19 protein-coding genes and 3 pseudogenes are annotated in these 21,009 nt (G+C 50.3%); 10 read left to right on the top strand and 12 right to left on the bottom strand.

Going from position 1 to position 21,009, the window contains the following annotated elements:
- Positions 1-92: 92 nt before the first annotated feature.
- Positions 93-1,058, top strand: coding sequence for a DUF4158 domain-containing protein (locus MN084_RS09055; RefSeq protein ID WP_330178000.1), 966 nt, complete (start codon positions 93-95; stop codon positions 1,056-1,058).
- Between the two features lie 22 nt (positions 1,059-1,080).
- Here MN084_RS09055 and MN084_RS09050 read toward each other — a convergent pair.
- A pseudogene (locus MN084_RS09050) lies at positions 1,081-4,120 on the bottom strand (Tn3 family transposase).
- Positions 4,121-4,719: 599 nt separating this feature from the next.
- Between MN084_RS09050 and MN084_RS09045 the strand changes: the two are divergent.
- Both MN084_RS09045 and purF read left to right on the top strand, forming a co-directional pair.
- The gene (locus MN084_RS09045) at positions 4,720-5,205 is read left to right on the top strand and encodes a CvpA family protein (protein WP_241087177.1); all 486 of its coding nucleotides are present in this window, start codon (positions 4,720-4,722) and stop codon (positions 5,203-5,205) included.
- A gap of 33 nt (positions 5,206-5,238) precedes the next feature.
- Positions 5,239-6,753: an amidophosphoribosyltransferase gene (gene purF, locus MN084_RS09040; RefSeq protein WP_241087178.1), complete on the top strand. Its 1,515-nt coding sequence runs from the start codon at positions 5,239-5,241 to the stop codon at positions 6,751-6,753.
- Between the two features lie 23 nt (positions 6,754-6,776).
- Here the strand turns inward: purF and MN084_RS09035 are convergent, their stop codons facing one another.
- A complete protein-coding gene (locus MN084_RS09035) occupies positions 6,777-7,439 on the bottom strand; it encodes a hypothetical protein (RefSeq protein WP_241087179.1) in 663 nt (220 codons plus the stop codon).
- A 176-nt stretch (positions 7,440-7,615) separates the two neighbouring features.
- On the opposite strand from MN084_RS09035, the gene MN084_RS09030 reads away from it, so the two are divergent.
- On the top strand, positions 7,616-7,807 hold the full coding sequence (locus MN084_RS09030) for a hypothetical protein (RefSeq protein WP_330178494.1): 192 nt from the start codon (positions 7,616-7,618) through the stop codon (positions 7,805-7,807).
- Between the two features lie 129 nt (positions 7,808-7,936).
- Here the strand turns inward: MN084_RS09030 and MN084_RS09025 are convergent, their stop codons facing one another.
- The 3 genes from MN084_RS09025 to MN084_RS09015 all read right to left on the bottom strand — a co-directional run bounded on the left by MN084_RS09025 (position 7,937) and on the right by MN084_RS09015 (position 10,041).
- Entirely contained in the window at positions 7,937-8,299 is a 363-nt protein-coding gene (locus MN084_RS09025; RefSeq protein WP_241087182.1) for a transposase, read from the bottom strand.
- Positions 8,296-8,682 (bottom strand): transposase, encoded by a 387-nt coding sequence (locus tag MN084_RS09020; RefSeq protein WP_330178493.1) that lies wholly within the window; start codon positions 8,680-8,682, stop codon positions 8,296-8,298. The genes MN084_RS09025 and MN084_RS09020 overlap by 4 nt, the downstream gene beginning before the upstream one ends.
- A 987-nt stretch (positions 8,683-9,669) precedes the next feature.
- Complete coding sequence (locus tag MN084_RS09015; RefSeq protein WP_241087184.1) at positions 9,670-10,041, bottom strand: Mth938-like domain-containing protein; 372 nt, start codon at positions 10,039-10,041, stop codon at positions 9,670-9,672.
- A gap of 251 nt (positions 10,042-10,292) precedes the next feature.
- Here MN084_RS09015 and alaC point away from each other — a divergent pair, with 251 nt between their 5' ends.
- The 3 genes from alaC (at position 10,293) to MN084_RS09000 (ending at position 14,240) form a co-directional block, all read left to right on the top strand.
- Positions 10,293-11,480 (top strand): alanine transaminase, encoded by a 1,188-nt coding sequence (gene alaC / locus MN084_RS09010; protein ID WP_241087392.1) that lies wholly within the window; start codon positions 10,293-10,295, stop codon positions 11,478-11,480.
- 112 nt (positions 11,481-11,592) lie between these two features.
- The gene (locus MN084_RS09005) at positions 11,593-12,906 is read left to right on the top strand and encodes a homoserine dehydrogenase (RefSeq protein WP_241087185.1); all 1,314 of its coding nucleotides are present in this window, start codon (positions 11,593-11,595) and stop codon (positions 12,904-12,906) included.
- A gap of 281 nt (positions 12,907-13,187) precedes the next feature.
- On the top strand, positions 13,188-14,240 hold the full coding sequence (locus MN084_RS09000) for a hypothetical protein (protein WP_330178492.1): 1,053 nt from the start codon (positions 13,188-13,190) through the stop codon (positions 14,238-14,240).
- 104 nt (positions 14,241-14,344) lie between these two features.
- Here MN084_RS09000 and MN084_RS08995 read toward each other — a convergent pair whose 3' ends face one another.
- The 3 genes and pseudogenes from MN084_RS08995 to MN084_RS08985 all read right to left on the bottom strand — a co-directional run bounded on the left by MN084_RS08995 (position 14,345) and on the right by MN084_RS08985 (position 15,821).
- Positions 14,345-14,845 carry a SprT family zinc-dependent metalloprotease gene (locus tag MN084_RS08995; protein WP_241087187.1) on the bottom strand — a complete coding sequence of 167 codons (501 nt, stop codon included), beginning with the start codon at positions 14,843-14,845 and terminating at the stop codon, positions 14,345-14,347.
- 7 nt (positions 14,846-14,852) lie between these two features.
- A pseudogene (locus MN084_RS08990) lies at positions 14,853-15,373 on the bottom strand (LutC/YkgG family protein).
- 127 nt (positions 15,374-15,500) lie between these two features.
- Positions 15,501-15,821 carry a lactate utilisation protein LutB domain-containing protein gene (locus tag MN084_RS08985; RefSeq protein WP_241087188.1) on the bottom strand — a complete coding sequence of 107 codons (321 nt, stop codon included), beginning with the start codon at positions 15,819-15,821 and terminating at the stop codon, positions 15,501-15,503.
- A 73-nt stretch (positions 15,822-15,894) separates the two neighbouring features.
- On the opposite strand from MN084_RS08985, the gene MN084_RS08980 reads away from it, so the two are divergent.
- Together MN084_RS08980 and MN084_RS08975 are read left to right on the top strand one after the other, a co-directional pair.
- Positions 15,895-16,173 (top strand): hypothetical protein, encoded by a 279-nt coding sequence (locus MN084_RS08980; RefSeq protein WP_241087189.1) that lies wholly within the window; start codon positions 15,895-15,897, stop codon positions 16,171-16,173.
- Positions 16,174-16,333: 160 nt separating this feature from the next.
- Positions 16,334-16,717: an AEC family transporter gene (locus MN084_RS08975; protein WP_241087190.1), complete on the top strand. Its 384-nt coding sequence runs from the start codon at positions 16,334-16,336 to the stop codon at positions 16,715-16,717.
- A gap of 26 nt (positions 16,718-16,743) precedes the next feature.
- Here MN084_RS08975 and MN084_RS08970 read toward each other — a convergent pair.
- A pseudogene (locus tag MN084_RS08970) lies at positions 16,744-17,965 on the bottom strand (IS256 family transposase).
- Positions 17,966-18,016: 51 nt separating this feature from the next.
- On the opposite strand from MN084_RS08970, the gene MN084_RS08965 reads away from it, so the two are divergent.
- On the top strand, positions 18,017-18,316 hold the full coding sequence (locus MN084_RS08965; RefSeq protein WP_330178491.1) for a hypothetical protein: 300 nt from the start codon (positions 18,017-18,019) through the stop codon (positions 18,314-18,316).
- Between the two features lie 48 nt (positions 18,317-18,364).
- Here the strand turns inward: MN084_RS08965 and MN084_RS08960 are convergent, their stop codons facing one another.
- From MN084_RS08960 to MN084_RS08950, 3 genes are read right to left on the bottom strand one after another with little or no spacing between them, the layout of a single operon-like run.
- Entirely contained in the window at positions 18,365-19,156 is a 792-nt protein-coding gene (locus MN084_RS08960; protein ID WP_241087192.1) for an ABC transporter ATP-binding protein, read from the bottom strand.
- Positions 19,153-20,163: a FecCD family ABC transporter permease gene (locus MN084_RS08955; RefSeq protein ID WP_277400501.1), complete on the bottom strand. Its 1,011-nt coding sequence runs from the start codon at positions 20,161-20,163 to the stop codon at positions 19,153-19,155. Before MN084_RS08955 ends, MN084_RS08960 begins: the two co-directional genes overlap by 4 nt.
- Positions 20,160-20,981 carry an ABC transporter substrate-binding protein gene (locus MN084_RS08950; RefSeq protein ID WP_241087193.1) on the bottom strand — a complete coding sequence of 274 codons (822 nt, stop codon included), beginning with the start codon at positions 20,979-20,981 and terminating at the stop codon, positions 20,160-20,162. Before MN084_RS08950 ends, MN084_RS08955 begins: the two co-directional genes overlap by 4 nt.
- Between the last annotated feature and the right edge of the window lie 28 nt (positions 20,982-21,009).

Raw genomic sequence — 21,009 nt, 5'->3', positions numbered from 1 at the left:
TTTCCCCGCCTACGTTTCCCGAGAGGGGTACTTTTCGATTTCCGAACATTTTAGGGTAATTTGGCTAGAATCGTGGCCTTTAGGTAACGATTATGACCACAGAGAAACGACTCAAGATCCTCACCGAAGCGGAAATTGTTGACTTGTTCGGCCCGCCAGCACTCAATCAAAACGATCAACGATTCTTCTTCACACTCAATGATATCGAATTGGCCCAGTGCCAGAAGATTCGCAGGCGTGATCAACGCTGCATGTTCGTTGTGTTGCTCGGCTACTTTAAAGTGAAGCCCATTTCTTTGAGTCCCGGCTACCACCAGATCAAGCATGATATTAAATATGTCTGCTCAGAAGTGTTTCCCGGTTCCGGTCTGAGTCCCTTCAATCTAACTCAAAAAACTCGTGTGCGTATCTATCATCGCATATACGAATTAACAAACCATCAACGCTGGGAGAACGAACGGCACAGCGCCGCGCTGACAATAGACCTTCGCGAACACGCACAAGCATGGGCTCAACCGCGAGCGTTGTTTGACAGGGCTATTGAATACTTAGCGGCACAAAAAATTAGCATTCCTGGGTACTCAGTTTTGCAAGACTTGATCAGTGATGTCGTCAGTGCTACCAACGATCAACTCATTCGCCAACTCGAAGACCTCATCTCTGTTGACTTGACTTCTATGTTGTCTGACTTTGTCGAAGGCAATGACCCACTGACTCTACGGCGGTTAAGAATGGCGGCTAAGAACATTACAAGGAGTGAGTTGCAAAAAGAACTCGCCGTACATCAGCACATTCAATCTTGGATGCTAGAAGTCGATGAGGTTTTAAGTCAGCTATCAATATCGTTGAAGAATCAGCAGTACTTTGCTGAAAGAGTGACTTACTATGGTGCCAAACTAAAACGCCAACCTGTTGGTTATCAACGCCTCTACTTGTTGTGCTATTTGCAATCGCGTTGGCAACAGGCACTGGAACGAATAGCCGATGGCTTTGTTCATCATCTTTTTCAAAGAAAACAGAAAGGGGTCCTAGGGATTTTCCCTCGTAAACGGACATAAACGGCTAGATCCCATGCCCTGCTTACGTTTCCGGATGTGGGTACTTTTCCTGAACAGGCTTATAACCGTCGATTGGGCTCATTAATTCGTCCAGATCCGGCAATTTCCCACTCATTTGGAAGTTGTAGGTGCCTTTCAGGTTGATGTTGTACCAGGCAACTGGGGAGGCTTGATTTGACGATCTGGATTTTTTCATCATCCTTCTGATATTCAAAGCTAGTCAGCAACTGACTGAGTATGGCCGAGTTAAAGTAGATTATAGCGTTGGTAACCAGGCGAGCACATTCGTTCCACAGTTGGATCTCCTCATCCGAGCTGCCGCGGAACTGATCACCATTGACGTTGCTGATTGCACGACGCAGTTGGTGGTAAGCCTCGCCTCGATTGAGTGCTCGCTGAACGTAGTCGCGCAGACTGACGTCATCGATGTAGTTGAGTAAATAATTCGCTTTCACCATACGATTGTATTCCGTTAGTGCCCCGAGTAACGGGTGGCTGCTTTTGTAACCTGAGAGCTTTCTAACCAATGTCGCTTGCGTTGTTTTGCGTTCATAAAGTGAGATCATGATCCGTTGTATAGTATCCCAGTGAGCCGCGATGAGCTTGGTGTTGATGGGCTTTTTCAGACTCAATTGGATTTTCTTATCCTTGTCTTCTTTGACATCGAACATCTCATTGATGACACGACCCACCTGAGCATAGCGTGGAGCAAAGCTGTACCCAAAGAGATCTAGCAATGCGAAGTTGATGTGATTGACTCCGTGCGTATCGGTAGACAGTACGTCTGGCACGATCTCGGAACTATTGTTCATCAGTAGATCGAAGATGTAGTGGGACTCGTGCTCGTTAGCACCGATCACACGAGCATTGATGGCCGCATGATTGGCGATCAAGCTCATGGCCGACACGCCTTTTTGCGTGCCAAAGTATTTTGACGAGTAACGTGTTTTAAATGTCTCACGCCGGGATTCGAACTTCTGACCATCAGCACTGGCGTGGATAACATCTTCTTGGATATTGTAGTGCTTGAAGATCGGAAGCTTAGCCGTTGCGTTGTTGATGCGATCGTTGGCTGCGTTCAGTGTTTCTAACCTCAGATAGTTCGCCTGAATGGTGCTGAGCTGATCGTAAGTGCGATCGGATATTTGAGCGATACCATAAATGCCTTGGTTGGTCGCGTTGCCCACCAAGATAGCCAACAGGTCATACTCGTGTGCTCGGCTCTTCGACTGTGCACCCAGTACATGCTTAAAGTCATCAAGGAAGCCTGTGTCGCGATCGACCATTCGCAACACATCGGCAACGCCAGTCGTGGGTAGTTGCTGGAAGAACGGATTATTGACCAAGTACTTTTTGTTGGCCGTGGGTAAGCGCCAATGGCGCTTTCCTTTGGGGTTTCTCAGGATAATATTTCGGTTGTCATCGTGTTCTAGATAGTGACTCACTTCTTGTAATCTAACACCCAGGTTTTTGGCCATTTGGTCAATGAGTTTGTTGGGATTGGCGGCTAATTTAGGCAACTGGGTGCGCTCTAATAGCGCGTCTTTTTCTTCTGTCCATCGCTCACGATTGACTAGATCAGCCTCCAAAGCCCTGTATTTAAACACATTTGGCAGTGTGAGCTGGCCATTCAACCGATTGGGGATTTGCAAGTAAAGGAACCATTCGTACCGACCTTTATTCATCACGCCGCTCGAGTCTTGCATGAACGACAATTGCTTCTTGGTAGGCAAGCGGCTATCCATTGCGCCGATTGAGATTTCACCATCGGCGATAAGATCACGCTGCGCACGATGCAGTGTAGCTGCCAGGCGCTGTGTTTTTTCACCGCCTTCAAAGTGCAAGCACAGGAATAGATCACGAAGTAAGCCTTCTCGTAAGCTCACCCGGTGATCGAAGTACTGCCACGTGGCCTCTTCAACCGATCGCTTTTGATCATTCAAAAACAGGCAAACGGATTCCAGATCTTTCGCCGCTAGAAGTTTAAAAGCATGCTGCCGTAACGCCCCAAACGGTTGTTGTTGATCTACTCTGTCGTCGATAAAAAGACGCAACACTTGCGCCGCTTTACTGACGTTACTCGCAGCTCGTTGCCAGTCTTGATAAACAGATTCTCTCGCGTATATTTTGGCTTTCTGTTTTCTTTGAAAAAGATGATGAACAAAGCCATCGGCTATTCGTTCCAGTGCCTGTTGCCAACGCGATTGCAAATAGCACAACAAGTAGAGGCGTTGATAACCAACAGGTTGGCGTTTTAGTTTGGCACCATAGTAAGTCACTCTTTCAGCAAAGTACTGCTGATTCTTCAACGATATTGATAGCTGACTTAAAACCTCATCGACTTCTAGCATCCAAGATTGAATGTGCTGATGTACGGCGAGTTCTTTTTGCAACTCACTCCTTGTAATGTTCTTAGCCGCCATTCTTAACCGCCGTAGAGTCAGTGGGTCATTGCCTTCGACAAAGTCAGACAACATAGAAGTCAAGTCAACAGAGATGAGGTCTTCGAGTTGGCGAATGAGTTGATCGTTGGTAGCACTGACGACATCACTGATCAAGTCTTGCAAAACTGAGTACCCAGGAATGCTAATTTTTTGTGCCGCTAAGTATTCAATAGCCCTGTCAAACAACGCTCGCGGTTGAGCCCATGCTTGTGCGTGTTCGCGAAGGTCTATTGTCAGCGCGGCGCTGTGCCGTTCGTTCTCCCAGCGTTGATGGTTTGTTAATTCGTATATGCGATGATAGATACGCACACGAGTTTTTTGAGTTAGATTGAAGGGACTCAGACCGGAACCGGGAAACACTTCTGAGCAGACATATTTAATATCATGCTTGATCTGGTGGTAGCCGGGACTCAAAGAAATGGGCTTCACTTTAAAGTAGCCGAGCAACACAACGAACATGCAGCGTTGATCACGCCTGCGAATCTTCTGGCACTGGGCCAATTCGATATCATTGAGTGTGAAGAAGAATCGTTGATCGTTTTGATTGAGTGCTGGCGGGCCGAACAAGTCAACAATTTCCGCTTCGGTGAGGATCTTGAGTCGTTTCTCTGTGGTCATAATCGTTACCTAAAGGCCACGATTCTAGCCAAATTACCCTAAAATGTTCGGAAATCGAAAAGTACCCCTCTCGGGAAACGTAGGCGGGGAAAGGGATCTAGCCGTTTATGTCCGTTTACGAGGGAAAATCCCTAGGACCCCAAACAGAACCCGCATTGAGGGGCGGTTTGGCGTTTAACTGCTGACCGATGATGATCGTCTGATATTCTTTGGTGAGATCGGTGTTGCGAAGGATTTAAGGGGAAAACCCCATACTCAGTACAGTGGCACTGCAGGACTCCGGTGGAACTTCTGGCGGCGGGTTCAAGGACTGGGCAGGCCAGATCTTTCGGCTTTTCCATTATACTCCAGGTCCCGGGCGCAGATGAGAGTGCCCGGGGCTTTTTGCTTCTCCGGCCGGAGTTAAATTCAGGAATTCCCCCTGTACCAGGCCTATCCTGTCCTGGAATCACGTCTTGTGCTCAGACCCATTTTATTTTTGGCAAGACTGCTACTTCTTCTATTGCTGAGCCTCTGATAGTATTCGCCTTTAAGCCCCTGTTTTCCGGATACCCTCCGCTGGGACAATGGGCTCTTATTTGTAGGTGTGGATCTGTTACATGATCTGGGTTGATTACATCATCCTCGGTATTATCGGGCTCTCTGCCGTAATCAGTCTGGTGCGCGGTTTTGTACGAGAAGCGCTTTCCCTCGCTGTCTGGGTGCTGGCATTTTGGGTTGCCTGGACTTTTTTCCGTGAACTTGCAGAACAGATCGATTGGTTCGCTCTGCCTTCTGTGCGTCTGGGGGTCTCCTTCGCAATCCTCTTTATCACAACGCTGATGTTGGGTGCTCTGGTTAATTTTCTGATGGGGCAGTTGGTCAATAAGACTGGGCTGAGCGGGACAGATCGTCTGGTTGGTATCTTTTTCGGTGCGGCCAGGGGAGTGTTGTTGATCGCGGTCTTGGTACTGCTTGCGGGATTAACCCCGTTTCCAAACGATCCCTGGTGGCATGAGTCACGGCTGATCGGATATTTCCAGGAGTTGGCGCTTTGGCTGAAAGAACTGCTGCCCCCAGATATTGGTGGGAAGTTCAGCTTCTGAGCGACCAAAAACCATCTTAGGAAAACTAAAATAATGTGTGGCATAGCTGGAATATTTGGTTACAAACCGGTCAATCAGGCGCTTTATGATTCTCTGTTGGTACTGCAGCATCGTGGGCAGGATTCAGCCGGGATTGTCACCATGGATGGTCGAAAGCTTTACCTGAGAAAGGATAATGGATTGTCTCGGGATGTCTTCCGTACCCGCCACATGATCGATTTGAGAGGCAATGTGGGTATTGCCCACGTGCGTTATCCAACGGCGGGTTGTTCGACTTCAGCAGAGGCGCAGCCCTTTTATGTCAACTCTCCCTATGGCATCACTCTGGCGCACAATGGCAATCTTACCAATGCAGAAGAGCTGAAGCGTGATCTCTACAGGGAAGATCTCAGGCATATCAACACCACTTCAGATTCAGAAATACTGTTGAATATTTTTGCTCATGAACTTCATTCGCTGGGTAAACTCCGCATCATCGAACAGGACATATTCAAAGCCGTTGCGGCTGTTCATCAGCGCTGCCGGGGCGCATATGCTGTAGTAGCGATGATCATCGGCTACGGCCTGTTGGGTTTTCGCGATCCCCATGGCATCCGCCCCATTGTCTATGGCAAACGGGAGACGAAATATGGGACTGAATATATGATCGCCTCCGAGAGTGTTGCGCTCGACTCTCAGGGGTTTGAGCTGGTGCGCGATCTGCGGCCGGGAGAGGTGGTTTATATTGACATGAAGGGCAAGCTGCACACCTACCAATGTGCAGCCCATACCGAATATACTCCCTGTATTTTTGAATTTGTCTATTTTGCCAGGCCCGATTCGATTATTGACAATATCTTTGTGCATAAAGCCCGCTCCAGGATGGGGGCTAAGCTGGCTAAGAAAATCAAACGGATTTGGCCGGATCATGACATAGATGTGGTGATTCCCATACCCGATACCAGCCGTACCGCAGCACTTGAGCTGGCCAATTCCCTGAGTGTGAAATATACCGAAGGATTTATCAAAAATCGTTATATCGGCCGTACTTTTATTATGCCAGGTCAGCAGGTGCGGAAAAAATCGGTAAAACAGAAGCTGAATGCCATTGATTCGGAGTTCAGGGGAAAAAATGTGATGCTGGTGGATGACTCCATTGTTCGTGGCACCACCTCTCAACAGATTGTCCAGATGGCCCGCGATGCAGGAGCAAATAGAGTTTATTTTGCTTCTGCCGCACCTGCTGTGCGTCACCCGAATGTCTATGGGATCGATATGCCGTCAGCGACTGAGCTGGTGGCGCACGGTCGTACTGAGGAGGAGATCCGTGTTGTTATAGGTTCCGACCGATTGATCTACCAGGACCTTGATGATCTTATCGATGCTGTGAGAAAAATTGATAAATCAAAAGTGGCGAAGTTCGATACATCGGTGTTCAATGGTGAATACATCACGGGTGATGTGAGTAATCAGTATCTGGAACAGCTGGAGTTGTTGCGCAGTGACTCGGCAAAGCAGCACCGTGAAAATACCACTGACGTGACTATCGGACTCCACAATAACGTCTGAAATTGCGCTGGCCGGATTGTCGGCTATTGTCGCAACGGCTTGATAACCTGATCGAAATTTTCTGGCATAACGTACTGGAGCACCTCTTTGCCATCGGGATTGACCGCAATATCCAAGCCTCTCTCCGGGTAGAGCCAGTGGGTGATATCGGTATTTTGCTCCTGTAACCGTTCAGCAGGTTCTCCAAAGCGCTTGGCAATTAGTTCATCATCCAGGTCGGCAGCGGGAATATAGGTAATATGGCTGATCTTTGTTAGTTCGATGGCATCCTGGTCTTCTGCTGCCAGATCTATTTTTTTAGCGCCGCTGCTTATTTTGCTGATCCTGAGACCCCGCTCATACATCTTGGAAGCTGTGTCGCTGTCAATATCCAATGTGAACACCATGTCTGCGCGCAGGCCACTGAGGAAGATCCGCTGAAAATAGACCTCGATAGCATAGGTCTCCTTCTCAGGTGAGAAGAAGAGGTTGGCCTTTCCCTGTTCCTGGAATAGTTCACGCACCTCGCCCAGTGTGGTTACTCCCAGTGTAAGACCAAAGACAGAAACCGCTCCAGATGGATTGACGGTGATCAACCAGGGGAGTTTGGGTTCTTTATCCACGGTGCGACCTCCCGGCAGGAGAATGGCACCAGCCAAGGCCATTAGTGTGGTGCCGAGAATTCCAAGAAAAAGTTTCCGATCCATAGGGTTACCTGACTGTGGTGAATGGCCGCTGGGCGGTTATGCCGGTGCAGTATGCCTGAATTCTACTCAGGGTGACATTAACAATTATCGTGATATTGACAATTGTCGTAGAACCACCCGGGTCTATGCGGATATTCTGAAAAATATTGGGTTCAAGAGAGAATGGCAGGTTATCAATGGGTGGTACGCTCTGGTTTATTACCATATTGAAAGATAAGCCCTGGCTGGGTTTTTTGATAGGCTTGGTTTTTATCACCATCATGTTCGGCTCGAAGAATTTGATTGTCTACCTCTATGCCAGGAGCCAGGAGAAGAAGCGTCAGGAGGCTGAAGCGTTGGAGAAACCGGAAAAAGGCAGTGAGGAGTAACAGAGAAATGACTCACTGAGTTGCTATTATCCTGCGGTTATACAGGTAGATTTCAAACACCTATTGAAGGTATACAGCGCCCATATAGTGTAGGGAACCGCTAAAAAAACCGGCAAAGGCCAGTAGTCTCTAGCAAATTTGGAGGGCCGATATCTTCACGTCGGCCCGGACTTGCCCGATGCTACGCACCAGTCGATTGGCCTGCTGGGCAAACACGTGCTCAACTCGAGCCCGAACTCTTGATTGTTTTCGGTTTGCCTCTTGCTCCCGTTCATTCGAGGGGCGTTTAAGTGTTGACTTGCGATGAATCTGATTGCGGTAAGCAGAATCGGCCCAGACACTGCTATTATTGTTGTTCTCATCCAGCAGTTCTTCGAAGGCCTCGCTATCGTGAACTTCAGCCGATGTGATGGTATACTTGCGAATGACCTTATGCTTCCGGTCTATGCTGATGTGGTTTTTGTACCCATAGTGGGTTTTACCATGCTTCATGGTCCAGTGGGCTTCAACATTCTTCTGGCGGCGTTTGCTATCACCCCATGCCTCAGTGCTGCCCCCATCTTTAAGATTTGCCTATTTTCCTCTCGCGTATTACGTTGCCTGGGTACTGGGACGATAGTGGCATCTACAATCTGTTCTTTGCGAGCACTAAAGCCTGCTGCATCAATCTGGATCAACAGCTCTGAAAAGAGTTTATCAACAAGGCCCCGTTCTTTCTGGCGCTCACGATATACCCAAACTGTTTTAGTATCGGATACCTTACCTTCCGGGCTCAGCCCAGGAAAACGACAAAAGCTATAGCGTTCCCGAATTTGGAACTCTGCTTGATCACCGGACAGATTGAACAAATGCTGTAGGACCAACACCTTGAACATCAGTACCGCATCGTAAGGTGGGCGCTCACCTTTACCGGGATCACTGTTTTTATAAACTGAGCCCAGCAATACTCGAAAAACCTCCCAGTCTACGGTCCTTTCCAGCTTTGGCAGCGGGTCTCCCAGTTGCTCAAGGAGTTCAAGTCGGTCCTGATGATCAAGGTGCGTAGCAGCGGTTTCCGCAACAAGAAGCGGTTTGCCAGTGCAATCTACTTCCACCTTGGGGGGCTGAATCTTTATCCTGAGGGAGTGGTTAGGTGATACTTACCCTCTTGATTGTGGGAAGAGCCCTCTTTTTTAGCCCGCTCCTTAATGCTTGGGTACTCATCTTTCAACCAGACATCTATTTTTGCCGGGATTTTCTCCCAGGCTTGCTTTACTGGTTTTTGAAGTGTAAAACCCCTGCACTTATAGGTAGTCGCACATAGTCCGCACAGGGATGCTAATTCCCCGAAACTGGTTGGAAACCTCGAGTCCAGAGCGCAAAGCCGGATTTGTATTGATCCCGAATCGTTTCGATGACTTTTTTCTCCTGAGCTTCAGTCAGGCGATGGTGTCGCACTTTTTGGCAGCTTTTAGCCTTGTTTCTGAATTGTCTCTCTCGTCTCCCTGACCTACACTTTGTGGCGTGCAAGACGCTCAAAAGAGCAGGATAGCTGGTATGTCATGTGCCATTGGCAAATCTGTGCAAAACGGAGCTGCATTTTCATCTACATGATCCTGATGTTACCCACGGTTTCAGGACTCGCTGGGTTGGGTATACCTACCTAGTATGATGGAAGTGGCGGTTTATGCCATTGTTGGCGGTGTTGGTATTCTGCCGACTATGGTCACGGTGCTGGTGTTGATCCTTATGGAGTCCGATATTCTCCACTAGGCTGCATTGCATAAGTTGCCGAGAGGAGTATCCAGATTCCGATGTGAAGGTGTTGGAAGAGTAAACGGGGCGGTTCCATCTATCTCCTTCGCTGTGAAAGATCAGAGTTTCTACTTTAATATCAGAGCTGTAGCAACCATACGGCCTTCCGATACCAGGATGTTGTAGGTTCGGCAGGCCGCGGGCGTGGTCATGATTTCCAACCCGATTCCAGCGATAACCAGTGATTGGTAGAGTTTCGGTAGAGGAAACTGCTGTTGCTTGCCGGTACCCAGAATTACCAGATCAGGTTTTAATTCAACCAGCTTTTCAAAATCTCCCACTTCCAGATCCTGAAACGAGTTTGGTCGCCACCCGGGCAGCAATCGGTTTGTGAGTATGACCAGATTTGAACGATAGATGGCATTGTCGATGACTACCGACTCATCAGAATATGATTGGATGGTATAGCCGTTGGTTTCGTCAGCAAGAGCGAATTTCATGGGAGTAAAGATAGCAGGCACTCTTGGGTGGATGCAAAATTTCGACAAATTCTTAATATATCGGTGGACTCTCCATACCCATAAAAATATGCGCGGTAATTTCGAGAATATAGAATGTTATTTAAACTCTGCAAAATCCCATACTATCCATTTAATTTTATTGACATTTTAGACTCCGCTCAGTTAGCCTAATCGTTTTTCACATAACATTTAAATAGATTAGAAGAGAGGTTCCCGTGTCCACGCTAGAAATGGAAGAATTCCGTAGAATCAAGCGCTTGCCACCCTATGTTTTCAATATCGTTAATGAATTGAAAGCGGCAGCGCGAGCACGGGGTGAAGACATTATCGATTTCGGCATGGGGAATCCCGATCAGCCGACCCCTGACCACATTGTGCAAAAACTGGTAGAGGCCTCCCAGCGTAAGGATACCCATCGCTACTCCATGTCCCGAGGTGTTCCCCGTCTGCGGCGTGCGATTTGCAACTGGTACAAAACCCGTTTTGATGTGGAGCTGGATCCGGAAACCCAGGCGATAGTGACCATTGGTTCCAAAGAGGGTTTGGCCCACTTGGCTTTGGCCTGTCTTGGCCCAGGTGATTCGGTATTGGTTCCTAATCCGGCTTATCCTATCCATCCCTATGGGTTTGTCATTGCCGGTGCGGATATTCGTCACGTGCCGCTTGTCCCGGGTGTGGATTTTTTCAGTAAGCTGGAGGAGGCGATTGAAGACTCCTGGCCCCGACCCAAGATGCTGGTCCTGAATTTTCCCGGTAACCCAACTACCCAGTGTGTGGATTTGGAGTTTTTCGAGAAGGTGGTTGCCATCGCCAAGAAAAACAATATCTGGGTAATTCACGATATTGCTTACGCAGATATCGTTTTCGATGATTACGTGGCGCCATCCATTATGCAGGTCCCCGGGGCAGATGAGATTGCGGTGGAGTTCTTCTCGCTCTCCAAGAGTTATAATATGCCCGGCTGGCGCGTTGGGTTTATGTGTGGCAACCAGACTCTGGTTGCTGCTCTGGCCAGGATCAAGTCATATCTGGACTATGGTATGTTTACTCCGATTCAGGTAGCCGCCATTGCAGCACTCGAAGGTCCTCAGGAGTGTGTCAAAGAGATCAGAGACATGTACCTGCTACGCCGTGATGTGCTTTGCGATGGGCTCTATGCTGCTGGCTGGCAGGTGGAGAAACCCAAAGCGACGATGTTTGTCTGGGCACAGATTCCCCAACAGTATCGGGAAATGGGTTCTCTGGAATTCTCAAAGAAACTGCTCAAGGATGCTAAGGTTGCAGTCTCTCCCGGTATTGGCTTTGGTGCTCATGGCGATGATTATGTGCGTTTCAGTCTGATTGAAAACGAGCAAAGGACCCGGCAGGCGGTACGCGGTATCCGGGATATGTTCAGGGCCGATGCCGATAAGGATTAGTCAGCATCAGAAATGACGGTGGCTCTTCAAGGGTTGCCGGGTCATCCGATTTTAGCAGGTAGAGAGTTCACCTTTTTTGAAATACTACATTTAGGTTGAAGGGAGAAGAAGTTTGGACGCAGTCAAAGTAGGTCTTCTGGGATTGGGTACAGTGGGTGGTGGTACCGTGAACGTGTTAACACGGAATGCGGAAGAGATTGCGCGCCGCGCTGGGCGGGGTATTCGTATTACCCATGCTGCCGCACGGGATTATGATGCTGACTCAATCACCGGACTGGATCAGATTGAGATCACAGATGATGCTTTTGATGTGGTCAACAACCCGGAAGTGGAGATCGTTATCGAGTTGATCGGTGGCTACTCTCCAGCCAAGGAACTGGTGCTCCAGGCGATCGAAAACGGCAAGCATGTGATTACCGCCAACAAGGCGCTGATTGCGCTGCACGGAAATGAAATTTTTGCTGCAGCTCAGGCGAAAGGTGTGACTGTTGCTTTTGAAGCTGCTGTGGCTGGGGGAATTCCCATCATCAAGGCGATGCGCGAAGGTCTGGCGGCCAACCGTATTGAATGGGCTGTCGGTATTATCAATGGCACAGGCAACTTTATTCTGAGTGAAATGCAGGATAAGGGACGCGACTTTGATGATGTGCTGGCTGAAGCTCAAGCCCTGGGTTACGCAGAGGCTGATCCTACCTTTGACGTTGAAGGGATAGATGCTGCTCATAAACTGACCATTATCGGCGCCATTGCTTTCGGTATTCCATTGCAGTTCGATAAGACTTATACCGAAGGTATTAGCAAAATAGGCCAGCAGGATGTCGCTTATGCCGGTGAATTTGGCTACCGTATCAAGCATCTGGGGATTGCCCGCAGGAATGGGAACGGTGTGGAGATGCGGGTGCATCCAACCTTGATACCGGAGCGTCGATTGATTGCTAATGTCGATGGTGTGATGAATGCGGTGCTGGTGATGGGTGATGCCGTAGGGCCAACACTCTATTACGGTGCAGGGGCGGGTGCAGAGCCCACGGCTTCTGCCGTAGTGGCCGACGCGGTGGATGTGGTGCGTGCCTTGACCACAGATCCGGAGAACCGGGTACCTCATCTGGCATTTCAACCCAATGAACTCTCCGATATTCCGATACTCAGCATAGATGAGATTGAGACGGCCTATTATCTGCGCCTTCAGGTAGCTGATAAATCAGGAGTGATGGCGACGATTGCCGGCATGCTGGCGGAATCCGGTATTAGTATCGAGGCGATCAAACAGAAAGAGCCGACTGAGAAAGGTGCTTCTGTTTCGCTGGTGCTGTTGACCCATCGTGTACTGGAGCGTCAGATGAATCAGGCGATAGAGCAGATCGAATCTCTTGAGAGTGTTGAAGGTGAGGTGACCCGGATTAGGATTGAGCAACTGGAAAGTTGATTATAGCTTGGGAGGCCGGGAAAAGATGAGGCAGTTACTCATACTTTCGCAGCCTCTTTTATTGATACATGCTGTCGATCTAGGTTTGTACTAACTCCTTGATGTATGGATACACGATTTCCCTGATGTGCTCCCGGTGTCTTTTCCGCAACACAGGCACCTCTTTACACGTAAGCTTGATGATAAGCCTCCTGCCAAACAGACTCCCTGAAATGGTATAATCCATACACGCTTATTAATATCTGTGCGGGTATTAGTGAGAAGTAACGCTGCTGTTAAATATGTTTGTAAATATGGCCAATAAAAATAGATCAATCCACTTGCTGGTGCCCGGTTTACTCGGTCCTATGCCGGCACTTGACGAGCTTCTTCAATTCCTCCTGCTGGAACTTTTGCTGACCCGGTGCACACGGGAACGGCTGACATGTGGTGACCTGGATTCCACGCTCTTTTCCCTGTTTGGTGTTGAATCGGCTGCCGGAACAGATCTCCCTGGTGGTGCCTTCCGCCGTATAGCGGATGGCGCCACAGCGGATGACCGGTTCTGGTTACAGGCCAATCCCGTTTTTCTACGCCCGGATATTGATCGGCTGCTGCTGTTCGATAGCGAAGACCTCGATTTTTCACAGCAGGAAGCCGATGCTCTGGCCACTCTTTTTAATGACTATTTTGTAGCAGAAGGCTTGCAGCTTGAGGCGATGACTCCCCATCGTTGGTATCTCACCCTGGATGATGATCCTGATTTAACCACCCATGGATTGGCTCATGTTTTTGGACGAAATATAGACCTATTTTTGCCACAGGGCAGTGACGCCATGCGTTGGCATAGAATTATGAATGAGACACAGATGCTGTTTCACTCTTCCAATATCAATTTCGAGCGGGAGAGCCGAGGTAAGGCGCCGATCAATAGTCTCTGGTTTTCAGGAGGAGGGCGGTCATGCAGAATTCAATCGTCACCTTTTAATTTTGTGCAGACGGATGATGCCATGACCAGAGGATTGGCTGCCATGTCGGATACCTCGGTCTCGGATTTTACTTCCGACTTGCCCGAGATGGCGGGGGCCGAAGGTCCAGGACTCATTGTTTATTCAAAATTACAACGAACCATCTGGCGGGCAGATCCTTTTGACTGGAGTGACGGCGTTGCTGTATTTGAAGCCTGGCTGACACCGTTAGTGGAGAGGTTAAGAAAAAAACAGATTGATGAAATACGGCTATATCCCTGTAATGGTGACTGCTACCGGCTAACCGCTGGTGATTTGAGGCGGTTCTGGCGGCGTCGAAAACCATTCAGTCACTGGTTGGATTCCAATCCAGATTTTAAAAGGTAAATTCTCAATCAGTCCATACTTTTATATAAGCATCAGTGCGGTGTTTGCGAGAAGGTATTTTAAAGCAGGGAAAGAGCGTTGTTCGTAGCAGGTATCTTGTGAAATCAAATGCACTTCAATACCTCTCCGCATCTACGGCAGGAGTAAACCGTTCCTGCCTGCGCGCGGTTATGCCTGATGCTGGTCAACTGATGTTCACGGCAACTGCAGAGGTAGTTAAAACGTTCCAGTGAGCGGCGACTTGACCGGCTGACATCGAAGTCGTGGCAGCGCTTTGCCTCAATACCAAAATAGTCCATGACACTTTTCCACTCTGCCCCATGAGGACGAATCTTCTTGCCGAAAAGTGTTCGGGCAACTAGGTGTGCAATTTCATGAGGTACCGTCTCGGCTAGAAATATCTCGAAATTTTCTTTTAGCAGCAGTTTGTTATAGCGGATGCTGGGTTTACCGATAACCGGGAAGCAGACCATTCCGGCTCCCCGGCCTCTCAGATCAAAGCGGATCTCTATCTCCGGCATAGTCCGGTTATAGTGTCGTTCCGCCTGGCGTAACAGACCTAGGCTTCTGTTCTCTATTCTTTTGTTGAGATCAGCGTGGTTCACTCTGTTTTTACCTGGCCAGCAGTATTACCAGCTCTACCGGTCCATGAACGCCATAGGCCAGTGTCTGTTCGATATCGGCAGATTTTGATGGACCGGAGATAAGCAGGGCATTGGTTGGCATCTGACTGCTCCAGTCCTTTTTTCCAGCACTTCGGCAAAGGTGTTGTGCAGGTTTCCCACTTCCAACAGTGCAAAGTGAACCGGTGGGACCAGGGAGAGGCTGCGCGGTTCGTCAGCGGTTGGCCAGATTATCAGCGTGCCTGTATCGGCGATGCCACTCCGGGTTGAGGTGATCGTGGCATCAATGCCAAAAAAGATCTCCTCTTTCTGCTCATCTACATCCGTTTCATGGGTAACCAAGCGTGGTGCCTCAGCATGTTGCTGCCATGCGGTTGCCATCGGCTTTTCCAAAGGGCCGGTTGGCGAATAGAGCAGATTTTGCAGGTTTTTCTCCTGGCAAAGGGAGATCCGTTTTTCTGTCAAATTCTCTTTTGTAACCAGATGGACCTCGGCCCGGACGGCCTCCATTCTGTTACGGAACCGCTCTATTTGTTTATCCACAGGCTAGTCAGGTACGGTTTCATCGATGGATGATTGTTGGGCAGGAAAGTCGGGGCTTCCGTTACGTAACTGCTCAAGTATTTTGTTCCTGGCACTACTCATGGCCGAATACTTTTTTTTTGGCAAGTTCATGCAGGCTCCTGGCTGCGATTTTTGGAGCTGTGCGTGCCTCTGTCCCGGGGCCGAGCCGTTTTGGCATCAGGCCACGCAGTCGTGTGGCGATTAGGGTGCCTGCGCGGTAAATCATTGACTGAGCATGGGCCCAGATCCAGAGCCTCCAGACGAATGCCTCTTTGGCTGAACGCTGGCTTCCCTGGCTCTTTGTGCTGACCTTGTTGTCTTTGCGCAGGCAGTTCTGCTTCAGCTGCGCTAGCGCGGATCTGCTCTCCCAGAAGGCGTAGCCGGGTGAGTTCATTCGGGCTGGGAAAGGCTCTTTTGCGTTTGTCGATAAGCCCACCCATTGCCGAGCGGAAGTTCCCTCGGACTTTGTGGTTACTCAGCACATCATCGACACTAAGATGGAAATCACCATCTGCATGGGTGCGCTTCCAGATGAAACTGGCGATGTGCTGGCCTTTCTGGCCGTTACTCTGCTGTTCCATATGGCCGGTTATATTCATCAGACAACCGCAGTCTCCGTTTACCAGGAGTTCTGCGCCAGTTTCACTGATAGCTTTTGCTTTATCTTCCACCATGGCATTGGAGATGTGTGGGTACTGATTGCAAAGGTGCCGCCAAAACCGCGATACTCCTCTTTTCCGGGGTAATTCCTTTCCTCGGTAATAAGCCAATCTCAGGATGAATGAATGATCATTTTATAACGCAATGGATAGAAAGTAGAGGTAGCTATAATAATAAACTTAAAGGGTTATTCTGTGAGAGCAGTTGGAACACCGTGTCAGTAATACAAAATAAGTATTTCCATTGATGATGTTCTCCAACTCCGGCAATATGGGTCTTCCTCTGGCGTTGTTTGCTTTTGGTGAGCAGGCGATGTCGGCTGCCGTGGTGTTGATGATACTGACGAATGGTCTTCACTTCAGTGTCGGCATGAAGATGATGGATTCCAAAGCCTCAATTATTGGGCTGCTGCGGGTTCCCATTCTTGCTGCAACTGTGGCCGGTCTGGTTGTGAGCATGACCTCGATTAGCATATCGGAAGTGGTGGCCATCCCTATTGAAATGATGGGGCAGATCGCAACACCACTGTTGTTGTTCTCCCTTGGTGTGCGACTGACCAGCGTGGACCTTAAGGATTGGCATTGGTCTGACTGGTGTGCTGGTATGTCCGCTGACGGGTGTGAGTTATAGTCAAATCTGGTGTTTAGCCAGTTGAATCAAGCGGCGACCTGATCGACTCTTGCTACCTCAACACCCTCGTTAAATTTGATTCCGGTTATCACCTTCGCCAGGTAATCGAAACCCCGTAATCGTCTCCACTTCTTCTCGGCACACCGGCCGAGTTTGAACATCATGTGTAGCATGCCATCACGCGATAGGCAGCCCTTGGAACGCCTGGTTCGATGGCGGATTGTCCCGAAGGTGGATTCAATCGGATTGCTGGTCCGAATGCTCTGCCAGTGCTGCGCAGGAAATTGATAGAAAGCCATCAGTTCCTCTCGGTCTTTGTGCAGACAGATGGCAGCCTTCGGATACTTTGGCTCATACGTTTTGATAAACAGATCAAAGGCCTTTTCCGCATCGGCCTGGGTCTCCGACTGCCAGATGTTATGCAGTGCCTGTTTCGCTTTCGGCTGAGCTGACCTTGGCAGGCAGTTCACACGTTCATGGTCTTGTGCATCCAGCAGCGCTGCTGACGCGTCTCTGGATACACTTCCTACAGTGCAGCCCAGAAGCCCATAGCACCGTCTCCGATTGCCAATTTTGGCGGGTTTAGTCCGCGTCACTTCAGTTTTAACAGCACCTCCCGCCAGCTCTGTGTGGACTCCCGTACACCATCCTTAATTGCCAGAAAATGCTTCTCACCACGCTCATTCACGCCGATCACCACCAGGGCACACAGCTTCGTCTGCTCTGCTCTCTGTCCGCTGTAGACACCGTCTGCCCACACATACACCCAATGGCCCTTATCCAGGCGCTCCTCGCACCAGCTCCGTATTCTTCTGCCCAGACCTGCTTCAGACGCGATACCCTGCCCGCCGACAAGCCTGTTGCACCCGGAACCACCAGCACTTTCAGGGCTTCACCCATCTCTCCACTGGAAATCCTCTTCAGGTAGAGCCACGGCAGTGCCGTTTCCAGTGACTTCGTCTTGCGTACATACGGCGGCACCAGAGCTGATCGGAACGTCACCGGCTCGCCGGTCTTCGCGCGAACTTTGGGGATCTTGACCGTGACCGGCCCTAATCCTGTCTGCAGTTTACGAGCTGGCAGGTGACCATTACGCACCACACCCACCTTGCCATCTTCTGTCCGTCGCTCGACGTGCTCCGCCAACAGCTCCAGCAGCTCGGCCTCCACCGCCTAGTAGATCAACTGCTCTGCACCACTTCTCAGCAACTTTGTCAGCGGATCGATAATCGTATCTCGACCTGCCAGCTTAACAACATTATTCTTACTCGTGGTGGCGTATCTCCAATGGTTGTTTTGATGTCTCGCAACAACAAATCAACCAGATACCCGGCTCTTTTTCAATTCCTTTCAAACACCACTTTCAGTTATAACTCGACGGGTGTCCTGATGGTGTTGATGGTAACGCCCTTTATTGCTCTGCCCGCTTCCCAGTATGGTCTGTTGATGGTTTTTAGCACCTTGCCGCCGGCAGTGCTCAACTACATGGTGGCGGAGAAATACAATCAGGAGCCACGGAAGGTTGCCTCTATTGTGATGCTGGCCAATCTGGCCAGTGTCATCATTATTCCTATTGCACTGGCTTTTGTATTGGCCTGAATCTTTAACCGGGATGCGTAGCATCCCGGTTGTCCAAGACAAGGTCGCTTAGCGTTCTTCAGAGGGTAGTCTCTTCCAGGTCGGGGAAAATGCATCTGCAGCTTGTTCTGACCCGGGGATGATCGTAATGCCAAATGCCGCTTCAATGTATGCCGGTGCAAGCACCTCTTCAACCGGTCCGGTGGCAAGTGTTGTCTGGTTGAACAACAGCTGCAAACGGTGACAGAAGTGGGAGGCGAGCCGTAAGTCATGGAGTATCACAACCACGGCACCGCCCTGATCGCAGTAGCTTCTCAAGAGTGACATCACTTCCAGTTGATGGGCCGGGTCCAACGCCGCTACAGGTTCGTCGACCAGGAGAATCTCAGGTTCTGCAGCCAGTGCCCGGGCCAGGAGCACACGTGCTTGCTCGCCGCCTGAGAGGGCGCTGAAGGAGCGCTGTTGAAGATGGGCTATGTCGGTTTGCTTCATCACCTGCTGGATAATTTTATCATCTCTTCTGTCAGGCCCCTGCCAGCTGGAGAGATGTGGCAGTCGGCCCAGCGCAACGATGTGCTCCACACTCATCGGCCAGTGAGCAGTACCATGCTGTGCAAGGTAGGCGATCTTTCTGGCGCGGGCTTCCGGGGACAGCTTGCTGTAGGCAATGCCATCCAGCATCAACCGGCCTGTATCGGGTGACAGTAGACCCGCCAGTAACCGCAGCAGGGTTGTTTTTCCCGCCCCATTGGGTCCAATCAGGCCCAGCATCTCTCCCGCTCGGATCTCAAAGTCGATCTGATTGAGTACCGGGCGGCCACCAAGCGCGATACAAACGCTTTTTCCCTGAAGTAATTTCATAACTCGAAGCGCCGGCTTTTCAATATCAGATAGAGGAAGAAGGGTGCGCCTACCAGTGAAGTGAGCACCCCCACTTTGATTTCTGTACCGGCAGGAAACAGTCGTACACAGATATCTGCCGCCAGTAACAGTATGGCACCGCCAAAAGCGCTGACGGGTAATAGCCGGGCCGGTTGGTACCCCACCAGAGGGCGCATCAGGTGAGGGATAACCAGACCGATAAAACCGATGGCGCCGGTAATGGAAACCGCTGAACCCACAGCCAGTGCCACCGCGATAAAGATTCGCCAGCGCAGACGGGAGAGCTGTATTCCCATGGTGCTGGCTGTCTCCTCGCCGAGGGTAAGGGCGTCCAGAGAGCGTCCGGTACCGATCAGCAGTGCCCAGCCGAGTAATACGCCGGGGAGGAGTATCTGGAAATCCGTCATGCTTCTGTTGGCGATGGAACCGAGCATCCAGAGCACCATTTCCCGTACTGCATAGGGGCTTGGAGCCAGGTTGAGCTGCAGTGAGATCAGTGCCATTGCAAGGGCATTGATTGCCACTCCCGCCAGTATCAGGGTGAGTGTTCCTGCATCTCTACCGGCCAGGAGATAGACCAGCAGGGTGGCGGAAAGTGCACCTACCATACCGCCAATGGGCAGGGCCAGAGGAAGCGTTGCCTCCAGCCCGAAGTAGAGCATGGTGACTGCCCCCAGGGCAGCGCCGCTGGCGCTGCCGATCAAGCCTGGGCTGGCCAGTGGATTCCGCAGCAACCCCTGCATGGCAGCGCCACAGATACCAAGGGTGGCGCCGGTGAAGAGGGCAATGAGAGCCCGTGGCAGGCGTATCTCGGTGAAGATTAATGCCAAAACGGAGGGGGTTCCGTCTAACGTCTCCTGTGCAGCCTGGATGACTGAAATCGGATTGGAGCCGATAAAAAGCGAAATGATAAAGAGGAGTGAAACTGACACTCCGAGCAGTATGATCAGAAGGCGCTGACTGATGAGTGGGGCGTGACTGCTCATTCCGGCAGGCTCTCTTGTAAACGCTCTACCGCTTCGGCAATCATCGGCCCTCCGCAGATCCAATATTTATAGCCGATATTGATAATATCCCGTCCCTGGGTAACGAGATTCAGCGCCGGGTGAGTCAGCCGCCGCTGAGCCAATGAGTGGGTGTCGATGGTGTATGCCGAACTGAACAACTGATCCGGCTCCGCCAGCAGAAGGGTTTCGAGATCAATGGCTCCATAACCGCGAACCCCCAGTTCCCGTGCCAGGTTTCTCCAGCCTGCCAGGGTCAGGGCGGTATCCTGCAGCGTATCGCTACCACTGGTGTAACCGTTGGGCTGATAGAAGATCGCTTTGGGTTGTCTGGCCGGTTGTTTTTTTATTGCAAGATTGAGTCGGCGGTCCATTACCATTATTAACTTCTCTCCCGAATCCGGGTTTCCCAGCAGCGCTGCCATGCGCCGGATTCTCTGGCGGATATGTTCGATGCTGCTGGCGGCTGAAAAAATTTCTACCCGGTAACCGAGTTTGCGGAGCAGGCGGATCAGAATCGGGTTAGTGTAGTTGCTGGCGAGGATCAGATCCGGATTCAGGATCAGTAACTCCTCGGCCCGGGTGTGGTTAACCGGGTAGCCTGCGGCCTCTTTGGCCATGTAAGAGCTATCGGGCTCCAGTGCCAAATCGCTGATCGACGCAATCTGTTCGGGATCAGCCAGCATCAGCAGCAGTTGATCTGTGCAGAGGTTAATGGAGACGACGCGGGAAGGCTGCGCCAATCCTGAGATTGGCGCAGCAATCAAGCAAAACAAAATAAAGGGTATAACACGTCTCATCTTTTGATCTGCTGTTGAACTATCCTTG

The organism is Candidatus Vondammii sp. HM_W22, from assembly GCF_022530855.2.
GTDB lineage: Bacteria > Pseudomonadota > Gammaproteobacteria > Chromatiales > Chromatiaceae > Vondammii.
Note: the sequence above shows the minus strand (reverse complement) of the source record. Positions and strands in the feature narration are given on the sequence as shown.